The 19,012-nt window shown below is 60.2% G+C and carries 23 protein-coding genes; 17 read left to right on the top strand and 6 right to left on the bottom strand.

Features of this window, described 5'->3' with window-relative positions; genetic code table 11:
- Nucleotides 1–3: 3 nt before the first annotated feature.
- The 3 genes from FF098_RS10740 to FF098_RS10750 all read right to left on the bottom strand — a co-directional run bounded on the left by FF098_RS10740 (nucleotide 4) and on the right by FF098_RS10750 (nucleotide 3,976).
- Nucleotides 4–1,539 carry a tryptophan halogenase family protein gene (locus tag FF098_RS10740; RefSeq protein WP_155140339.1) on the bottom strand — a complete coding sequence of 512 codons (1,536 nt, stop codon included), beginning with the start codon at nucleotides 1,537–1,539 and terminating at the stop codon, nucleotides 4–6.
- A gap of 71 nt (nucleotides 1,540–1,610) precedes the next feature.
- Complete coding sequence (locus FF098_RS10745; protein ID WP_155140341.1) at nucleotides 1,611–3,029, bottom strand: hypothetical protein; 1,419 nt, start codon at nucleotides 3,027–3,029, stop codon at nucleotides 1,611–1,613.
- Between the two features lie 80 nt (nucleotides 3,030–3,109).
- A complete protein-coding gene (locus FF098_RS10750) occupies nucleotides 3,110–3,976 on the bottom strand; it encodes an alpha/beta fold hydrolase (RefSeq protein WP_155140343.1) in 867 nt (288 codons plus the stop codon).
- Between the two features lie 234 nt (nucleotides 3,977–4,210).
- Between FF098_RS10750 and oppB the strand changes: the two genes are divergently transcribed.
- Both oppB and FF098_RS10760 read left to right on the top strand, forming a co-directional pair.
- Entirely contained in the window at nucleotides 4,211–5,164 is a 954-nt protein-coding gene (gene oppB, locus FF098_RS10755; protein WP_155140345.1) for an oligopeptide ABC transporter permease OppB, read from the top strand.
- A gap of 38 nt (nucleotides 5,165–5,202) precedes the next feature.
- Nucleotides 5,203–6,096 carry an ABC transporter permease gene (locus tag FF098_RS10760; RefSeq protein WP_155141352.1) on the top strand — a complete coding sequence of 298 codons (894 nt, stop codon included), beginning with the start codon at nucleotides 5,203–5,205 and terminating at the stop codon, nucleotides 6,094–6,096.
- 272 nt (nucleotides 6,097–6,368) lie between these two features.
- On the opposite strand, the gene FF098_RS10765 is transcribed toward FF098_RS10760, so the two are convergent.
- Nucleotides 6,369–6,968 carry a hypothetical protein gene (locus FF098_RS10765; RefSeq protein ID WP_155140347.1) on the bottom strand — a complete coding sequence of 200 codons (600 nt, stop codon included), beginning with the start codon at nucleotides 6,966–6,968 and terminating at the stop codon, nucleotides 6,369–6,371.
- Nucleotides 6,969–7,109: 141 nt separating this feature from the next.
- Here FF098_RS10765 and FF098_RS10770 point away from each other — a divergent pair, with 141 nt between their 5' ends.
- The 4 genes from FF098_RS10770 (at nucleotide 7,110) to FF098_RS10785 (ending at nucleotide 11,066) form a co-directional block, all read left to right on the top strand.
- Nucleotides 7,110–8,513 carry a cytochrome P450 gene (locus FF098_RS10770; protein WP_155140349.1) on the top strand — a complete coding sequence of 468 codons (1,404 nt, stop codon included), beginning with the start codon at nucleotides 7,110–7,112 and terminating at the stop codon, nucleotides 8,511–8,513.
- A gap of 77 nt (nucleotides 8,514–8,590) precedes the next feature.
- A complete protein-coding gene (locus FF098_RS10775; RefSeq protein WP_155140351.1) occupies nucleotides 8,591–8,908 on the top strand; it encodes an autorepressor SdpR family transcription factor in 318 nt (105 codons plus the stop codon).
- A complete protein-coding gene (locus FF098_RS10780; RefSeq protein WP_155140353.1) occupies nucleotides 8,905–9,291 on the top strand; it encodes a hypothetical protein in 387 nt (128 codons plus the stop codon). Before FF098_RS10775 ends, FF098_RS10780 begins: the two co-directional genes overlap by 4 nt.
- A gap of 116 nt (nucleotides 9,292–9,407) precedes the next feature.
- Nucleotides 9,408–11,066: a peptide ABC transporter substrate-binding protein gene (locus FF098_RS10785; protein ID WP_155140355.1), complete on the top strand. Its 1,659-nt coding sequence runs from the start codon at nucleotides 9,408–9,410 to the stop codon at nucleotides 11,064–11,066.
- Between the two features lie 92 nt (nucleotides 11,067–11,158).
- On the opposite strand, the gene FF098_RS10790 is transcribed toward FF098_RS10785, so the two are convergent.
- The gene (locus FF098_RS10790; protein ID WP_166426484.1) at nucleotides 11,159–11,974 is read right to left on the bottom strand and encodes a LytTR family DNA-binding domain-containing protein; all 816 of its coding nucleotides are present in this window, start codon (nucleotides 11,972–11,974) and stop codon (nucleotides 11,159–11,161) included.
- 53 nt (nucleotides 11,975–12,027) lie between these two features.
- Here FF098_RS10790 and FF098_RS10795 point away from each other — a divergent pair, with 53 nt between their 5' ends.
- On the top strand, nucleotides 12,028–12,711 hold the full coding sequence (locus FF098_RS10795; RefSeq protein WP_155140360.1) for a DUF2306 domain-containing protein: 684 nt from the start codon (nucleotides 12,028–12,030) through the stop codon (nucleotides 12,709–12,711).
- Between the two features lie 13 nt (nucleotides 12,712–12,724).
- Here FF098_RS10795 and FF098_RS17945 read toward each other — a convergent pair whose 3' ends face one another.
- Nucleotides 12,725–13,966 (bottom strand): TonB family protein, encoded by a 1,242-nt coding sequence (locus tag FF098_RS17945; protein WP_155140362.1) that lies wholly within the window; start codon nucleotides 13,964–13,966, stop codon nucleotides 12,725–12,727.
- Nucleotides 13,967–14,082: 116 nt separating this feature from the next.
- Between FF098_RS17945 and FF098_RS10805 the strand changes: the two genes are divergently transcribed.
- The 10 genes from FF098_RS10805 to FF098_RS10850 all read left to right on the top strand — a co-directional run bounded on the left by FF098_RS10805 (nucleotide 14,083) and on the right by FF098_RS10850 (nucleotide 18,962).
- Entirely contained in the window at nucleotides 14,083–14,736 is a 654-nt protein-coding gene (locus tag FF098_RS10805; protein ID WP_155140364.1) for a TetR/AcrR family transcriptional regulator, read from the top strand.
- Complete coding sequence (locus FF098_RS10810) at nucleotides 14,726–15,184, top strand: SRPBCC family protein (RefSeq protein ID WP_155140366.1); 459 nt, start codon at nucleotides 14,726–14,728, stop codon at nucleotides 15,182–15,184. Before FF098_RS10805 ends, FF098_RS10810 begins: the two co-directional genes overlap by 11 nt.
- Nucleotides 15,185–15,211: 27 nt before the next feature.
- The gene (locus FF098_RS10815) at nucleotides 15,212–15,430 is read left to right on the top strand and encodes a DUF4287 domain-containing protein (RefSeq protein WP_155140368.1); all 219 of its coding nucleotides are present in this window, start codon (nucleotides 15,212–15,214) and stop codon (nucleotides 15,428–15,430) included.
- On the top strand, nucleotides 15,427–15,912 hold the full coding sequence (locus FF098_RS10820) for a VOC family protein (protein ID WP_155140370.1): 486 nt from the start codon (nucleotides 15,427–15,429) through the stop codon (nucleotides 15,910–15,912). Before FF098_RS10815 ends, FF098_RS10820 begins: the two co-directional genes overlap by 4 nt.
- A gap of 1 nt (nucleotide 15,913) precedes the next feature.
- Complete coding sequence (locus FF098_RS10825; protein ID WP_155140372.1) at nucleotides 15,914–16,390, top strand: VOC family protein; 477 nt, start codon at nucleotides 15,914–15,916, stop codon at nucleotides 16,388–16,390.
- A 43-nt stretch (nucleotides 16,391–16,433) separates the two neighbouring features.
- Nucleotides 16,434–16,784 carry a DUF1428 domain-containing protein gene (locus tag FF098_RS10830; RefSeq protein ID WP_155140374.1) on the top strand — a complete coding sequence of 117 codons (351 nt, stop codon included), beginning with the start codon at nucleotides 16,434–16,436 and terminating at the stop codon, nucleotides 16,782–16,784.
- Nucleotides 16,785–16,878: 94 nt separating this feature from the next.
- A complete protein-coding gene (locus FF098_RS10835; RefSeq protein ID WP_155140376.1) occupies nucleotides 16,879–17,229 on the top strand; it encodes an ArsR/SmtB family transcription factor in 351 nt (116 codons plus the stop codon).
- Nucleotides 17,226–17,786 carry an SRPBCC domain-containing protein gene (locus FF098_RS10840; RefSeq protein ID WP_155140378.1) on the top strand — a complete coding sequence of 187 codons (561 nt, stop codon included), beginning with the start codon at nucleotides 17,226–17,228 and terminating at the stop codon, nucleotides 17,784–17,786. Before FF098_RS10835 ends, FF098_RS10840 begins: the two co-directional genes overlap by 4 nt.
- Before the next feature lie 6 nt (nucleotides 17,787–17,792).
- Nucleotides 17,793–18,353: a DUF4287 domain-containing protein gene (locus tag FF098_RS10845; protein WP_155140380.1), complete on the top strand. Its 561-nt coding sequence runs from the start codon at nucleotides 17,793–17,795 to the stop codon at nucleotides 18,351–18,353.
- A 33-nt stretch (nucleotides 18,354–18,386) separates the two neighbouring features.
- On the top strand, nucleotides 18,387–18,962 hold the full coding sequence (locus tag FF098_RS10850) for a DUF2141 domain-containing protein (protein ID WP_155140382.1): 576 nt from the start codon (nucleotides 18,387–18,389) through the stop codon (nucleotides 18,960–18,962).
- Nucleotides 18,963–19,012 lie beyond the last annotated feature (50 nt).

The raw sequence follows: 19,012 nt of genomic DNA on the forward strand, positions 1-19,012 counted from the left end.
CCCCTAGCGCACAATTTCTGCCTTGCAATGCCGCGCGACAAACTCTCCATGGGCGGGCAGGGCGCCTGCGACACGCCGGATCTCGTCGCGCATCCTGTCCAGTGCATTGATGACAAAATCATCCGGCAGGGCTGCTGCGGCGGCATTGACGCTCTGTGGGCAGACATTCTGGCCCATCAGCACAGCAAGCCAGCTCGGGTCCTTGAAGATCGAGTGGTTCTCGTCGCTGAGGATATGGCCGGAGGTCCGGAATATCGCCATGCGGTGGGCGAGTCGCGGTGGCGGCGCCATGGTGCGCATCTCGTTCCAGAATGGCGTGTCGTCGCGCTCGGTCGCGTGATAATGCAGGAACAGGAAGTCACGGATATACTGGTACTCGTGCCCGACCAGCGTGTTGTATTCATCGACCAGCGCAGGGTCGCAGGCGGTGTCCGGGAACAGTGCCTGCAGCTTGGCAAGCCCCTCCTGGATCAGGTGGATGGAGGTCGATTCCAGCGGCTCGAGGAACCCGCCTGAAAGCCCGAGGGCGATGCAGTTCCTGTTCCAGAACTTTTCCCGCCGTCCGGTCGTGAACCGCAACAGGCGCGGCTCGCCCAGCGGTGCCCCGGCAAGCGAGTCCATCAACGTCGCGGTCGCCTCGTCATCGCTGACATATCCGGAACAATAGACATGGCCATTGCCGAGCCGGTGCTGCAGCGGGATGCGCCATTGCCAGCCTGCCTTGCGGGCATGGGCGAGCGTAAAGGGCGGTGGCGGGCCCGCCGTCTCGCACCCCACGGCGACGGCCCTGTCGCAAGGCAGCCAGCCCGACCAGTCCTCGAACGGTGTCTCCAGTGCCTTGCCGATCAGCAGCCCGCGAAAGCCGGTGCAGTCGAGGAACAATTCACCTGAAACCGTCTCGCCGCTTTCCAGCCTCAGGCTCTCGATAAAGCCGTCCTCGCCGCGCAAGGACACATCGACGATCTTGCCTTCCGTGCGCTGAACACCCCGCGCCTCTGCATAGGCGCGCAGGTATCTGGCATAAAGCCCGGCATCGAGATGAAAGGCATAATGCAGGTTCGCGTAAGGCGCGCGCGGGTCCTGCTGTATCGGCTGGAACCGGCCCATTTCTGCGGCGACGGCTGACAGGTTGAAATCGGTCAGCGGCGCGTCATGGCCGATGCCCTGCGCCTTCATCCATAGCTGGTGAAACGGAATGCCGTTATGCTCCACGCCGAACGTGCCGAACGGGTGGATGTAGGAATGGCCGAGCCGGGTCCAGTCGCGGAACTCGATGCCCAGCTTGAACGTGCCCTGTGTGTGCCTGACGAATTCCTGCTCGCTGATGCCCAGCAGGGCGTTGAAATTGCGCAGGGGCGGAATGGTCGCCTCGCCGACACCGACCGTGCCGATCTCCTCGGACTCGACCAGGCGGATTGATATGCGCTTGTGCTCGAACATCCGGGCAAGGAAGGCCGCAGCCATCCACCCGGCGGTGCCACCGCCGGCGATGACGATCTGACTGATTGCCCCCGTCTTGATTGCCCTGTGTTCCCTCATGATGTGCCCTTGGGATCAGATTATGACGGGTTCAGATCGTAGGCAATATCCGTATGCACATTAGCTGGGTATCATTCCAGCGGAATATTTATCGAGACAATACGCCCATCACCGGACACAAGAGGATAAAGACGCGCTTCATTCAAGGCGTCGATATAGGCCTGCCTTGGATCAGAGAGCTTCTTGTAAACAATATCTGCCAAGCTGATGATCGCGTCAGGGTCTGCGCCAAGCCGGTGCATGGTCGAGAAATACTGCCAGCTGCCTGTACTGCCCTCGCGCCGGTCGAGCGCAAGCTCCTTCAGAAAGCCATGCAGGTTATGATCGGGCAGCAGGCTCGCCGTGATGATAGCGACAAGGTCACCGCATTCATAATAAGCCAGTTCGGCGTCTCTTTTGCCGGCGCCCTCCAGCGGCCCGTCCTGCAGATATGCGTCGCACTCGGTCAAGGCGCGATCGTAGGTTTCCGCGAGGTTGACTGCATTGCCATCTAGCGAGGCGACAATCTGGTTCGCCATGGCGTTGGCGGACCCCTCCATCATCCAAGTGCTGTCACCACTCAATATCTCAAGCCCGGCCGTAAGCTGGTAGAGATGGGCTGCCTCATGGGCAAAGAACCACCGCATGCTGTCCATTATGTCGGCATCTTCGTTGCGCAAGGCATCGCCTGCAATCTGTAACATCAAGGTGTTGCCAAAGGCGCTGCCCGAATTTCTGTATCCTGATGCGCCATATCCGTCGAAGGCGATCAGCAGGGTTGCCCGTTGCTCAAGTTCAAATCCCCAGCGTTTCTCGTGCTCGGCGAAGATGGCGGTGACTTCTTCATCAAGGTTTTCGCGAAGCCACTCCGGCAGGGCACTATCGATCACACCGACAAAGCTGTTTCCTTCCTCAATGCGCCCTAGGCCAGTATAGATATGGGTGCCGCCGCCGAAGGTGACATGAACGGCAGTTCCGTCGATCAGCGCGCCTTCCATGATGACCGGTTCATCGGATGTGAATGTTACGCCTAGGGTCGGCTGCTTTCCCTGCCAACGGAAAAGATCGCCTTGCAGATCAGCGACGTCTGCGGCGTCTAACGCTGGTAGCAGGTCAAACTGACCGGTAAAGAGCGTGAGTCCACCATCAGTGAACGGAATAAACGGGTTGGCATCGGGAATGTTTATGGTCGTATAGGCCGTGATATCGAAACTTGCAGTCGTCGATGGGGTATCAAGAAGGATCGTGTCGAACCCGCCAATATTTCGGATTTCAACACCGGAGGAGAGGGACGTCCAAAACCGTTCCCTGTAGCCTCCCGTATAACGATTGAAGAACATGGCCTTTTGAGGCCTGTCAAAGTGATAGGTGACGGTCCATGTGCCCTGTTCATGCACGATATGTGCGGTCACCCCCGTGCCATCGACAAGGCCTGTATCTTGGGCGAAAAGCATGGAGGGTGGCAACAGGCACAAGAATATCGCCGTCAGAAAAACCTGTATTTTCGTCACATGCCCCTCACATTTTACCAAGCCGATGAGGACGTTATCGGTGCAGCTGGCCGGAGGCAAGCATCAGACGGTGAGCATCCTCAAACCCGCTCCAGCCATTTCTGGATCGCCTTCCTTGCGGCCGGTTCTTCCAGCGTAGGGGCGTGGCCGGTAATGGCGACCTCGCACACATCCATCTGTGGCTGGACGTCCTTCATGGTGCTGACGATTTCCGGTGTCAGCAGGTCGGACAGCGCCCCGCGTACGCATAGCAGCGGGCCGGAGAGGGCGGCGAAGCCAGGCTCCAGCGCCGGGGCGGGGCCGGCCTCGGCCAGCGCCTTCGCGATGCCGGTGTCGTAGTCCAGCTCGATGCCCTTGTCCGTCACCGTGCAGACGCGGCGGGCGAAGACCTGCCAGAAACTGTCATGGCGCCTCGGAAAGGCGACCTCGTTGATCGCCTTGACGCCTTCGCCTGCCTCGGCCCAGCTCTCCCACGGGCCTGATCCGCCGACATAGCCGGCGATGCGGGCGAGGCCTTCGGGTGCCAGTTGCGGGCCTATATCGTTCAGTACCGCGCCGGAGACGGCATCCGGGTTGTCGGCGGCGATCAGCATGGTCACGATGCCGCCCAGCGATGTGCCGATGAACAGCGCGTCGGTCAGGCCGCGCGCCTCCATCATCGCCTTCACGTCGGCTGCATAGATGTTGGGATGATAATGGCTGTATTCCGCATCGCGGTCCGACGCGCCGCGCCCGCGCAGGGAAACGGCGATCACCTCGCAGGCCGGTCCGGTGAAGGCGCGGGAGGTGAGCCATCCGGCCAGCCCCTCGAAATCGCGCTCATTGCGGGTCAGCCCCGGCAGGCAGATGATCGATGGCGCATTGACGCCCGCCGCCGGGTGGCGGCGTACGGTCGCATGCAGGGTGAGGCCGTCAGGCGTCTCGAACGTGTAATTTTCCCCGGTCATCCAGCCTATCTAGCACGCTCGTTCGCTACCGCCAGTTCTTCCTTTTGAACACCGTGGCCGGCTTGACCGATAATGAGGCGAGTTAGAAAGTAACATACACTCTTGCGCGGCTTTGAAAGATTCTGTTAAGTGAGCGCTTCGCGATGCCGCGCCCATCATAGCTACGGGCACGGCATTCCTGTATTGTAGTGGCGTCATCAACCAGGAGCGGCCGTAAGGCGCGGAAAAGGGCACATGCTGGTTTACACCCTGAAACGGCTCCTTTCGGCGATCCCGACGATCCTCGTCGTCATTGCCGTGTCGTTCTTCATGATGCGCATCGCGCCGGGCGGCCCGTTCACCAGCGATCGCAACGTCACCCCGGCGATCGAGGCAAACCTCAACGCCAAGTACAATCTCGACGACCCGCTGATCATCCAGTTCTTCAAATATATGGGGAACGTGCTGCAGGGCGATTTCGGGCCTAGCTTCAAGTATCAGGACTTCACGGTGACCGAGCTGGTGCTGGACGGGCTGCCGGTCTCGGCGACGCTGGGCCTGTCGTCGCTGGCGCTGGCCATGCTGGTCGGGTCGTTCCTCGGGGTGATGGCGGCGCTGCGCCAGAACAAGCCGACCGATTACGGCGTCATGACCGTGGCGATGGCGGGCATCACCATCCCGAACTTCGTCACTGCGCCGGTGATGGTGCTGATCTTCGCGGTCTGGAATGACTGGCTGCCGACGGCGGGCTGGGTTGGCTGGGACCGGATCGACACGATGGGCGGGGATGCCTTCATCAAGTCGCTCATCCTGCCGGTGATCACCCTGGCGCTGCCGCAGATCGCGATCATCTCGCGGCTCATGCGCGGCTCGATGATCGAGGTGATGCGCTCCAACTTCATCCGCACGGCCAAGGCGAAGGGACTTTCCGCCGGCACCATCGTGCGCCGCCACGCGCTGCGCGCCGCGATCCTGCCGCTGGTATCCTATCTGGGCCCGGCGACTGCTGCGCTCCTGTCCGGCTCCCTCGTGATCGAGCGCATCTTCGCGCTGCCGGGGATCGGGCAATACTTCGTCACCGGCGCGCTTAACCGCGACTACACGCTCGTCATGGGCGTCGTCATTCTCTACGCCACGCTGATCGTGATCCTGAACCTGATCGCCGATTTGATCATCGCCTCTCTCGATCCGAAAGTGAAACTGTCCTGATGTCCGAGACACCGCCACCCCCCGGCGCCGAACCAGGCATGCCGCATCAGCACCCGAATGCCGAGGCGATGGAAGCTTCCGCAGCGGTGAAGGGCCGTTCCCTGTGGGAAGATGCGCGCCGCCGCCTGTTCTCCAACAAGGCCGCCGTCGCCTCGATGATCATCCTCGCCGTGCTGGTGCTTGCCGCCGTGATCGGGCCGGAGATCACCCCGCATGATTTTCGCGCCATCGCTTATGGCAATAACGACCTGCCGCCGAGCTGGAGCCACTGGATGGGCACCGACAGCATTGGCCGCGACGTGCTGGCGCGCACGCTGATCGGCGCGCGGGTGTCGCTCGCCGTCGGGCTGATCGCGACCTTCGTCTCGCTGGTCATCGGCGTCATCTGGGGCGCGACCGCAGGCTTTTTCGGCGGCACGGTCGACAACGTCATGATGCGCATCGTCGACGTTCTCTATTCGCTGCCCTTCGTCTTCTTCGTCATCATCCTGATGGTCGTCTTCGGCACGTCCCTGTGGATCATGTTCGTTGCCATCGGCGCGATCGAATGGCTGACCATGGCGCGGATCGTGCGCGGCCAGACGCTGTCGCTGAAGGAGAAGGAATTCGTCGAGGCTGCCCGCGCCATCGGCGTGAAGCCGCTGACCATCGTCGCACGTCACATCGTGCCGAACCTGATCGGCCCGGTCATCATCTACGTCACGCTGACGATCCCCTATGCGATCCTTGCCGAAAGCTTCCTGTCCTTCCTCGGGCTGGGTGTGCAGGAGCCGCTGACTTCGTGGGGCGTGCTGATCTCGGAAGGGGCCAACGGCATGCAGACCGCCCCATGGGCGCTGCTTTTCCCGGCGGGCATGATGGCGTTGACCCTGTTCTGTTTCAACTTCATCGGCGACGGCCTGCGCGACGCGCTCGATCCGAAAGACCGGTAGACTCTCCAAAGCAATAACGGACCAACGAAAAAGGCCGCGCTATCAGCGCGGCCTTTCGAGTCTACGGAGGCGGGTCAGTTAGGACCTCGCCAACGGCTGGGCTTTCACCCGGAGGACTGCCTTCAGGCGCCTACCCTCACCGCTGTCTTGACCTCACCTTCCAATATCACTCTAGACACTGGACCACCTCCTTTCGATTCGTTGAACACATCGACTATGCTGACTGTCGTCACGGCATCTGTCAACGTGCATTCCCGGGAGGAGGGTGCGACTTACTGGACCCGCTTCACGCGGATATTGTCGCCCAGCGGTTCCACCTTCATGAAGTAGCTGCCCATGGCGCCGCGGCGGATATTGGCTTCCTGCACGAACTGGTCGTCGATACGCTGCAGGCGGCGGTCGTCGCTTTCCAGCTGTTCCCAGACCTGGCCGTTTTCCAGTACGACGCGGACATTGCCGAGCGGCAGGACGCGATAGGCGAGGATCGGCTGGACCAGCTCCTCGATCACTTCCTTTTTCTTCTGTTCGCGGCGGAAGATGTTCTCAAGGCCGAACCAGCGCTCGTCCTCTTCCATCTGGCGGGCGAGGTTGTCCTCCTGCGACAGGCGGTCGAGTTCTTCCTGTGTCGGTTTCTTCTGGACGACGGTCGGCTGCTGGTCGAGCTTCTCCTCGCGCTCCTTTTCCGGGATCTCGCGGATCGCATCGGCAAGGCCGTCATAGCAGGCAAGGCGCGCTTCGACGTCTGCAATCTCGCGGCATTCGGTGAAGGAGTTGGCTTCCTGTGCGCTGGCGGTGATCCCCGGCAGGGCGAAAGCGATGACACTGGCGGCGCTGATGCCGGCGGCGGAAAGAAGACGCTGAACTGGGGACATGGAAACCTCTGAAATTGTCTTTGCCCTGTGTGGTCGCCGCAGAGTAGGCCGCACAAGCCTTTTGCGTCAATCTGCCATTGGTAATGATATCCTGCCTGCTTACATCCTCTCACAGGGGCGCAGCTGCAGGAGAGACGAGCCATGACCACCAGTGATGCTGCCGAGCGGCATTATATCCCGCCAATGCCGCCCCGCATAAAGGCGCGCAAACCAACGCCGGTGACCCAGTTTCTCGGCACGGTGCGGTATTTCAAGGTCATGGCCCGCAACCCGCTTGAAGTGTGGTCGGACGTTTTCTATCGCGAGCCCGTGGCCAATCTGCGCTTTCTGGGCCGTGATTATCTCGTCACCCATGATCCGGCGATGATCCGGCACGTATTCGTCACCAACCAGGAAAACTACCGTTTCAGCTATGTCAGGCAGGCCGTGCTGGTGCCGTTCCTGCGCGACGGGCTGGTCGTGGCCGAAGGCGAGACGTGGAAGCGGGCGAGGAAAGCGCTGACGCCGGTCTTCACCCCGCGCCATGTAAAGGGTTTTGGCGGTGTGATGGACCAGGTCGCGCGTGAGCGTGCCGATGAGCTGGCTGCGAAGGCCGGGCAGACGGTCAGCATGACCGAAGAGATGCTGGCCCTGACCCTCGACATCCTGCTCGCCTGTCTATTCTCCCATGATGCGGATTTCGATGCCGCGCTCTTCTCGCGCCGGATCAACCGGTTGATGGATGTCTCCGGCATGCCGCACCCGTTCGACCTGGTGCAGGCGCCGGGCTGGGTGCCGCGTGTCGGGCGTACCGAAGCGACGCGGCTTATCAATGAGATGCGGGCGCAGGTCGGCGCGCTTGCTGCCGCCCGTCGCAAGCGCATCGCGACGGGCGAGACGGTGCCTGAGGATTTCCTGACGCTGCTATTGCAGGCAGGCCAGAAGGAAGACGCACCACTCAGCGATGACGAGATCATCGACAACCTCCTGACCTTCATGGCGGCAGGCCACGAGACGACGGCCCGGACGCTGACATGGACCTTCTATGTCCTGTCGCAAACACCGGATGCGCTGGCCCGCGTGCTGGGCGAGGTTGACGGCGTGCCGGATGATGCTAATGCGTCTGCGCTGGCCGATCACATGCCCTACACCAATGCGGTGGTGAAGGAAGTGATGCGCCTCTATCCTGCCGCCGCCCAGCTCAGCCGTCAGGCGGTAGACGCCGACGAGGTCGGTGGGCGACAGATTGCGCCGGGTACGGAGATTGTCACCTCTACCTGGGTGCTGCATCGCCATGAAAGCCTGTGGGACAATCCGGATGCGTTCGAGCCGGAGCGCTTCATGGGCGCGCGGGGCGAGACAATCCCCCGCCACGCCTGGCTGCCTTTCGGGCTCGGTCCACGCGTCTGCATCGGGGCGAGTTTTGCCATGCAGGAGATTCTCGTCGTCATGGCGCGTCTCCTTCAGCGATTTACTCTGTCAAGTGTCGGCCCCGCACCGATGCCGATCATGCGCATAACGCTTCAGCCGTCGACGCCGGTGCCGATGCGCATCGAGCCGCGCTGAATTCTCATCCCGAAAACATTTAGAGAAATGTCGAATTGTTCTTGACATCAATTCGATGATTAGCTAATTATCAATTCATGAATAGCGTATTCAAGGCTCTGTCCGACCCGACCCGTCGAAAGGTGCTGGAACTGCTTCGCAAGGGACCGATGAGTGCCGGCGATCTCGCCGCGCATTTCGCCGTGTCAAAGCCGACCATGTCGGCGCATTTCGCGGTGCTGAAGGAGGCTGATCTGGTCGCGGCGGAAAAGGACGGCAAGTCCGTTATCTACCGGCTGAAACTGTCGGTGCTGGAGGACGCGCTGCTCGGCTTTGCCGGGGCGTTCGGCATTCAGGGCAAGGGGGCGCAGGAGACGATCCAGTCCGTAACACAGACAAAGGAGAGTGAGATATGAATATCATGGGAGTGAAAGGCGCGCTGGTCATGGGTGGTCTGATCATCGGGATTTCCGCCGGGCTTGCCGGGTTGGAGGCCTTGGGGATCGTCGGTGGTGCCGTGGCGGAAAGGGCGATGGGAGCGGTCCTCGGTGTGGTGTTAATCCTCTACGGCAATATCATTCCGAAGCTTATCACACCACTCGCGGGCCTTTGCGATGCGGGCCGAAAACAGGCGCTACAGCGCTTCGCCGGCTGGACTTTCGTGCTTGGCGGCATCGGCTATGCGCTCGCCTGGCTAGTGGTACCGATCGACTATGCGGCCTATGCCGCTGTTGCCTGCGGTGTGGTGGCCATCGGTATTGTGATCGCCAGATGCCTCATGCTTCGCACGATCGTCTAAAAATACCGGCGTAGCGTGACACATCGCGCTACGCTGCACTGCCAAATCGGGCTTGGCGCGGCGCGAGAGTACGTTACTATGCGTTCTTTAACAGTTGCCGATGGAGACAATCCCGCATGATCAACCGATATTCGACCATGCTACGCGCGGCCCTTGCCGGGCTGTTGCTTGCCGCCCTTGCCGCCTGCGGTGGCGGTTCTGATTCCGGCCCCAGCGCCGCCAGCGAAGCCGATGGCGTCGTCCTGCACCGGGGCAATGGCACAGAGCCGAATACCCTCGACCCGCATCAGGCAAACGGCACGTGGGAAAACAATATCATCGGCGACATGCTGATCGGTCTCTATACGGAAGATGCCAATGGCAAGCCGGTTTTCGGCTCTGCTGTCGGCCACCAGATATCCGAAGACGGCCTGACCCATACCTTCCAGATCCGCGAGGACATGACCTGGTCCGACGGCACGCCCGTGACGGCTGCTGACTTCGTCTTCGCCTGGCAGCGTATCCTCGATCCGGCAACGGCCGCTCCCTATGCGTCGCTGATCTATCCGTTCAAGAACGCCGCCGCGGTCAACGCCGGCGAAATGCCGCCGTCAGAGCTTGGTGCCCGCGCCATCGACGACAAGACCCTGGAACTGGACCTCGAAACGCCGACACCTTTCCTCGCCACGCTGATGACCCACTACACGACCTTCCCCGTGCCGAAGCATGTCCTGGAAGAGGCCGGTGATGACTGGATCAAGCCGGGCACGATGGTCACAAACGGTGCCTATGTGGTCGATACGTGGCGCCCGAACAGCTTCGTCAAGCTGGTCAAGAACGAGAATTTCTACGATGCCGACAACGTCCAGATCGACACGGTCTTCTATTATCCGACCGATGACGTCTCGTCTGCCTTCCGCCGCTTCCGCGCCGGTGAGCTGGACATCAACGCCTGCTCGCAATGCTATCCGATCCAGCAGGTGTCGTGGATCGACCAGAACATGCCGGGCGTGAAGCATAACGAGATCATCCTCTCCTTCACCTATGTGACCTTCAACACCAATGTCGAACCGTTCGACGACGCGCGCGTGCGCCGCGCCCTCGGCCTTGCCATCGACCGCGACGTGTTGACCAGGCAGGTCACCCGGGCGGGCGAGGTGCCGGCCTATAACATCGTGCCGCCGGGCATCGACAACTATGTCGACAACGCACCGCAAATGGCCGAGGCCGGCTGGACCCAGCAGCGCCGCAACGCGGAAGCCCGCCGCCTGCTGGCAGAGGCCGGGTTCGACGAGAACAATCCGCTGACCTTTGCCGTCAAATATCGCCTTGCCGGTGACCGCAAGCAGATCATGGTTGCCATGCAGGACATGTGGCGCCAGATCGGTGTCGAGGCACAGCTGGAAGGGGCGGAGCCGAAGGTGGCGTATGCTGACTATCGTGCCCGCAATTTCGAGGTCGCTGATGCAGGCTGGGTTGCTGATTACAACGACCCGCAGAACTTCCTGTTCCTCGTGCAGGGTGATACCGGCCCCATCAACTATGCCGATTATTCGAACCCGGATTTCGACGCGCTGATGAACGAGGCCGCCCTGACCATGGACCTCGACGCCCGCGCCGATATCCTGGCCGAGGCGGAAGCCCTGATGCTGCCGGACATGCCGATCGCGCCGATCTATTTCTCGGTCAACCGCAACCTTGTCGGGCTTCACATCGAGAACTGGAACGATAATGTCATCGGCATCCAGCGCACCCGCTGGCTGGAGATCAACGAAGCCAAGCGTAAGACCTACTGATTGCGCAAACGCTTCGTTCAGGTGGCGCAAGCCGCATCGCAACGGAAAACCCCGGCCACAGCGCCGGGGTTTTTCTTTGGCTGGAGGTGTCTTTAGCCGAGCGCCTGCATCACTACTTTTTTGCGGCGGCGGCTGACGGGTATGGCGAGACCTGACGCCGTTGCGAGCGTACCGTCCGTGTTCAATGTCACGCCATCGCAGGCCGCCCACCATGACCGATGAGTCTGCACCCCGTCGACACCGGACAGGGCGGCGATGGCATCCTCCAGCCGCATATGCGTCAGGTGGTCGCCGCGCGAGGTATGGATGCGCACATAATGGTCCTCCGCCTGCAGCGCTTCGATCCTCGCCCCCCTCAGCTCGACCGGCAGGCGGATCATCAACAGGTCTATGGCATCGCCGCTGCCCCGTCCGTAGTAGGCCATGGCAAGGCTTCGACCGATGACGATCAGCGGCAGGATGATGGCGAAGGAAAAGACAAGCCAGGTCAGTAGCGCGATGGGCCAGATCGCCACGAAGTTGCCCGGGATCATCCCCGCCGCCATGTTGACCAGCGTCGCCAGCGCCGAGCCGATGATCGCAAACGGGGCCATTAGCAGCGCGGTCAGTGCGATGGTCCCGACAGCGCCGGCAGTCAGCCGTCGCGCAACCATGAAAAGCACCTCCCACAGCGCCCACGCCCCGACGAGAATACCGACCCAATAGGCGAACCGCGCCAGCGGTCCCAGCACCGTACCGGTCTCATACGGGCCGATCATCCCGAAGGCGATGCCGAGAAGTGCCATGAAGCCGGCCTGCAGGGCGAGGATGCGTTTCTGGAGTTTTGCCGTTCGCGAAGCGCCGGCGGTTTCCGCCTGCCGCGCGCGAAACAGTGGGGTTTCGGGGCTCCCGGGCCTCTTTTCATCCATGCGCATCCACCCTCATCTGATCTGCATCGCAACCCTTCCAATGGAGTGCCAGCATGATCAATCTCGACCTTCTGTTCAATTATGACAGCCTCGCGCACAATCTGAATATCTTCTTCCATGTCTTTTTCGGCAGCTTCGCCATCCTGTTCGGGGTAATCCAGATGGTGCTGCCGAAGGGCACGAGGCTTCATCGCTGGATCGGTCGGGCCTTCAATGCCTGCTTCACCGTCGTCCTGTGCACCGCCTTCATCGGCTTTACCGTGTTCGAATTCCGCCTGCATCTGGCCGCGGTCACCGTGCTGACATTCTACACCCTCGTCACCGGCAACCGGGCGGTGGCGCTGCGCGGGTCACGCCCAAGGGCCTTCGACATCGCGCTGGCTGTCATCGCGATTGCAGTCAGCGTCAGCTACATGGCGGTGGAGAGCCAGTTCGTGATTACCTGGGGGCGGCCGGTCATCTATTCCATGGTCATCTCGCTCCTCTGGCTCGGTGCATGGGACCTGACAAGGCTGATCCTGCCGCGCGGCTGGCTGCAACGCATCTGGGTGCATGACCACCTGATGAAGATGATCTTTTCATGGGGCGGGCTGACCAGCGCCGCCATGGGCAATCTCTTCCCGCAATATGGCACAGTGGCTCAGCTTGCGCCGAGCAGTCTGGCAACAATCCTGATCCCGATTTTCTGGCTGCTGCTGAATGCTGGGCCAAAGGCATCCAGCCAGCTGCCGGCATGAGGCCCGAACGCTATCAGAACATGCTAATAGAGAATGTGAACTGGGTGATGTTGTTCATCCGGCAGGCTTCCGACAATCCCTCGACATCGGCCTCCCACTTCTCGACCGCGCGCAGCGTGTTGCGCCCGAAGCGCTCTTCTGGAACCCCGGCCAGAACCTTGGCACCATAGACCTTGCCATTCTCATCCAGATGATACCCGACAATGATGGAACCGCCCCTTTCGTTATAGGCGGCACTGATCGGATAGTCCGGGGATGGTCGCTTCGTATATCTTGGTTCTGGCGCGAAGCAGGTCTTGGTCAGCGCAGGCTTTACTGTCCTGCGCGTTCCGTTCCATTCGAACTCGTAATCATCGATATCGGTTACGGTATTGGTATTGGCATAGGCCCTGACCAGTTGTTGCCACGCCATAACCTGCGCGAGGGTCGGGTCGAAATCATCGATGCTTTCCTGCGTATCGAAGAACGATCGGGTGATTGCCAGCAGCTGTGTCGCCTCGGCAAGGGTGCGGCGGCGGCGCAGCTTGTTAGGCTCCGTCGCGCCCTCGAGAGATTGTCCGCGGGCGGAACGCTGCATCGTCGGGCGAAAGATTTCCGAATTGGTCATCATGGCGGCAACACGGATGATATTTGTGTTCGCGATATCCTGCGCCGGTGGATTCGGCAGTCGGCTCAGGGCTTCGCCCAGTGGCTTGGTAATCTGCAGGACATCGCCATAGGCCCCGCGTTCCAGGATGATCCCGGCGGCCTTCATGCCGGCGGACGCAACGAGGCTGGTCGCTTCGCCGCCCGATGCCCACCACGCATTCATGGCATCGATAAAGGCGCGCCGGTCAGGTCCATCGGGATCGTCCAGGACCTTGGCTGTGGCAACCATGATTTCCAGTTCCTCAAGGGAGAAGCTGGCGAGGCCATATCCTTCCCGGCCCAGCGCCAGTGCGCGCTCTGCAGGGTTGATCGCGTCGCGGGGTTTGTCCCACAGCGCAACGAAAGCATAGTTTTGTGCAAGAACGGCGAGCGTCTCCTTGTTGACGCTGGCCGGGTCGTCAGAATGGGCCGCTTCGGCCATCTGCCAGGCCTGCTTGCCGGCAGAGATTGCGCCTTCCCTGTCGCCTTCGCCAAGGGATTCATTGAACGCCTTATAAGCCTGTCCATAACTGCTGTAGGACTGTGCCCATGCTGCATTGCCAGGCATTACGGCCATGGCGCCGCCAAGCCCGATTACGGCGGTTGCCGCCAGAAGAAATTTACGCACTTTGTTTGCCCTTTTTCCCGTTCCCCTCGTAATGACGGAAGTGTGCAACCGATCAAATTATTAGACAAGCAGAAGAAAGGACTAGACAGCATACCAACTGGTTGGTATATCCGGGTATGAACCAGAAGACTACGAAACCAGCCGCCAGGCCTACTGCACGCGAAAAACTGCTCGATGCCGCCTTTTCGGTGATCCGGGAGCAGGGCTATTCGGCGACCAGCGTCGATGACCTGTGCCGAACTGCCGGTGTTACCAAGGGCGCTTTCTTTCATCATTTTCCATCGAAAGAGGCACTCGCTGTCGCCGCCGCAAATCACTGGAGCGAGGCGACGGGTGCTTTCTTCGCTGCTGCGCCCTATCACGACCCGAAAGATCCGCTGGATCGCGTGCTTGGCTATGTCGATTTCCGCCGTGCGATCCTGCAGGGCGATGTCCCGGAATTCACCTGCCTCGTCGGCACCATGGTACAGGAAGCATACGGATCGAGCCCCGATATTCGCGATGCCTGCCGCGCCTCTATTTTCGATCACGCCGCCAATATCGAGCGTGATATCGCCGAGGCGATGGCTGAGCGCGGCATCAATAATGCTGGCTGGACGGCGCGTAGCCTCGCCCTGCACACACAGGCCGTGCTGCAGGGTGCGTTCATCCTTGCAAAGGCCGAGGGTACCGCAGACGGCGGTGCGAACCTTGCCGCGCAATCGGTCGACCATCTCAGACGCTATATCGAAATGCTGTTTACAACGGAGAAATTATCCCATGCAGCCTGAACATGAGCTGGTCCTTAGGCGAACGATAGATGCACCGGTCAGCGCTGTATGGCGCTGCTGGGCGGAGGCTGAGCTGAAAAAGAAGTGGTTCTGTCCGCGCCCGTGGACGACGCCAATCATTGAAGAAGACCTGCGAACCGGCGGTGAGAGCTTCATCCTGATGCGCGGCCCTGATGGTGAGGAGATGCCGAACCATGGGGTTTACCTGGAGGTAATTCCACAAAGGAAGATCGTTGCAACAGACGCCTTTGTCAGCGCTTGGGTGCCATCAAGAAAACCGTTCATCACCATGATCACTACCTTTGAGGAGCAGGACAGCAAGACTCTCTATGACTGGCGTGCGCTGCACTGGACGGCGGAGGACAAGAAAAACCATGAGAATATGGGCTTCCATGAAGGGTGGGGTATGGCGGCCGACCAGATGGAAGAAGTCGCCAAATCACTATGATCGATAAATTCTTACACGGAGAATAATATGTCGTTTCAGGCATATATGGACAATATTGAAGAGAAGACCGGTTTCTCACCGGAGCAGTTCCTGTCTCTTGGTGAGGAAAAGGGGTTCGTCGTCGATGGCAAGATCAATCCCGCCATAAAGGTCGGGGAAATCGTTGACTGGCTGAAATCAGACTACGGATTGGGGCATGGCCATGCCATGGCGATCGTCGCTTATTTCAAGGGGAAACGAAAATGACACTGGAAAAGAAAATCGACCTGCCCGAGGGCATGGGGCCCGTCACGCCGCACCTGGTCTGTGATGGCGCAAAAGATGCCGTTGCCTTTTATGAAAAGGCATTCGGCGCCAGGAGGTTGAGCTTTGTGGAAGGCCCGGACGGCAAGGTGATGCACGCCGCCGTCTCCATTAACGGATCGTCCGTCTACCTCAACGACGAGTTCTGCGACATGGGTGCCGTCGGGCCGAAGAAGATGGGCGGCACGCCGGTCACGATCCACCTGACCGTGGGGGATGCCGATGCCTGGGCGAGCCGAGCCATCGATGCTGGCGCAACGGAGGTGATGCCCGTTGCCGAACAGTTCTGGGGCGACCGCTACGGCATGGTCGAAGACCCGTTCGGTCATCGCTGGTCTCTGGCAACGCCGGGCGAAAAGCAGCTCTCCCAGGAAGAGATCATGGCCAATATGGAAAAGGCGATGTCGTCAGGGGTAGAGTGCTGACATGTCCAAATTTGCAACATGCCTGTGGTTCGATCACGGTGAAGCACGAAAGGCCGCTGAGTTCTATGCCGCCACCTTCCCTGACAGCCATGTCGGTCCGGCCAACGCTGCTGCCGCCGACACGCCAAGCGGCAAGGAAGGCAGTGAGCTGACGGTCGAGTTTACCGTCCTCGGACAGTCATTCCTTGGCCTGAATGGCGGGCCGATGTTCAAACCCAACGAAGCCGTCAGCTTCATGGTCTTCACCGACGATCAGGAAGAGACGGACCGATACTGGAATGCCATCATCGGTAACGGGGGTATGGAAAGCCAGTGCGGCTGGTGCAAGGACCGCTGGGGCTTTTCATGGCAAATCACGCCGCGCCGGTTGATGGAGCTGACGACGCATCCGGACAAGGGCAAGGCCAGGCGCGCCATGGAAGCGATGATGACGATGAAGAAGATAGACATTGCGGCGCTCGAAGCTGCTTTTGCCTGAGACAACAACGCAGTAAACTGATCATATAACAAGGAGAGAGACGATGACCTATGTCGATGGATTTTTGATCCCCGTGCCTAATGATAAAAAGGAAGCCTACCGGAAAATTGCGAGTGAAGCCGCGCCGATTTTCAAGGAGTTTGGCGCCCTGACGGTGGTCGAGACCTGGGGCGACGATGTGCCCGAGGGCAAGGTGACATCTTTCCCGATGGCGGTGAAACTGGAAGAGGGCGAAACGGTCGTCTTTTCCTGGATCACCTGGCCCTCGAAAGACGTGCGGGACGCCGGCATGAAAAAGGTCATGGAAGATCCGCGCATGGAAGCCTTCGGCGAAATGCCGTTCGATGGCAAGCGCATGATATTCGGTGGCTTCGAGGTTCTCGTCGACGCCTGATCGACCATGGTTATGCCCTGAAATTAAGCCCCGGCATTGCCCGGGGCTTTTTTTCGTGCTTGACGGATGACAATTTATGTAATCATGTAATTACATGGTTACTAATAATGAGATGGATCAGGTCTTCTCGGCCCTGGCGCATGAAACGCGCCGGACGATCCTCGATTGCCTGAAACATCATCCGGGGCTGAAAGTGGGCGAGCTGGCCCATCACTTCGACGTCAGCCGTATCGCGGTGATGAACCATCTCGCCGTGCTTGAAGGGGCGGGGCTGGTGACGAGTATGCGTGAGGGGCGCACACGTCGGCTCTACATGAATCTGGCGCCGATCCAGATGATACACGATCGGTGGTCGGACGAATATAGCGGCTATTGGGCAGGGCGCATGACGTCCATCAAATATGCGGCCGAAGCGGCGGCGCGAAAGAAGGAGAAGGGGACATGACGAAAGAAGCCACGAAAGGCGAGGGGACGACCGTGTCGTCGGTCTACAAGATTACCATCGATGCGCCGATCGAGACGGTCTGGGCAATCCTCGTCAAGACGGACGAGGCGCTGCCGTTTTTCTTCGGGGCGGTGTGTGACACACAGGACGGCCTGCGCAAGGGTGTGCCCATGCGGATGATCACACCGGACAGGCGCTTTGTCAGTGTGGTGGGCGAGGTGCTGGAATTCCTGCCGCCGCACAAATATTCGCACACGTTCAAATTCACCAATGTCGACGAGCCGGAATGCATCGTCACCTATGAGCTGAAAGAAGTCGAGGATGGAGTCGAGTTTTCCCTCGTCATGGAGAACATGCCGGCAGGCTCCAGGACGGAAAAATCCATGCAGCAGGGCGCGGCCTTCATTGGTCAGAACCTCAAGGCGCTGGCCGAAACCGGCAAGCCGGCCTTCAGTGGTCGGATGGTAACGATGTTGGGCCCGGTCATGGGCCTGTTCACACCGAAGGTCTGCAAGGCGGAAAACTGGCCGCTGCGCTCAACCGGAAAAGGGGAGTAACAGGATATGGCAAGTTCACCGGAAGAAATGCGTGACGCGATGATCGCCAACCTGCCGGAAAAGACCGGCAAGTCGCTGGATGAATGGCTTGCCATTGTCGCGACCAGCGGGCTGGAAAAGCATGGCGAGATCATCAAGCTGTTGAAAGGCGAGCATGGCATGACCCACGGCTTTGCCAACCTCGTCGCCCATTATGCGCGCCAGCCTGACACATCGCAGGCAGCGAATGATCCGGTGGCAGGGCAATATGCCGGGGCAAAAGCCGGACTGAAGCCGATCTATGAGAAGCTCATCGGTATCGTCGAAAGTCTCGGCAAGGATGTCGAGATCGCGCCGAAAAAGACCTATGTCAGCCTGCGCCGCTCGAAACAGTTCGCTCTCATCCAGCCCTCGACGAAAACGCGTGTCGATCTCGGCCTAAACCTGAATGGGGTTGAGCCGGAAGGAAAGCTTGAAGCATCAGGCAGTTTCAACAGCATGGTCACGCACCGTATCCGCCTGTCCTCGCCTGCCGAGGTCGACAAGGATGTCACCAAATGGCTGAAGCAGGCCTACAAGGATGCATGACGCGATGTCTGCGCAGGGAGTAATTCCCGCCAGATGCTGTTAGGCTCCATATTGTCGAAGCCGGAGATGGAGCCTGTCATGAAGAAAGTGCCCGCAACGAATATAATGCTGTGCCTTGCCGCTGTCGGCCTCATTGCGGGCTGCGAAAGCGTGGGGCGCGACAAAACGATTGCTGACACGACTGGCGATAGTGCCGAGGCGCTGCCCTCGGAACAGGCTGAAACGTCTGCGCCGCAAGAGGCCGGACAGGACGGTTCATCGACCCTGTCCGTTTCTTTCATGCTGGGCGAGACGGGCGGCGATGTGCTGGTCAGCCTGTTCGCCGATCAGGAAAGCTGGGAAGCGAATGATGCCCTGCGCGGAATTACCCGCGCTGCCGACAGCGCCCGCATCGACATTTCAATCGAGGACCTGCCGCCCGGCACCTATGCCATCAAGGCCTTTCACGACGTCAATGGCAATGGCGAGCTGGACACCAATCTCGTCGGCATCCCGACCGAGCCCTATGGCTTCTCCAATGGCCAGGCCGGGCGTTTCGGCCCGCCATCCTTTCAGGCGGCATCCTTCGAACTGGAAGGCGAGGGATCACAGGAAATCAGCATGAAGTGAGGCCTTCGACACTCTTGCCGGCGTGGCTTGAAGCTGCAGCCAGCCCGGCT

It is taken from the genome of Aquisalinus luteolus (assembly GCF_009712425.2).
Lineage (GTDB): Bacteria > Pseudomonadota > Alphaproteobacteria > Caulobacterales > Parvularculaceae > Aquisalinus > Aquisalinus luteolus.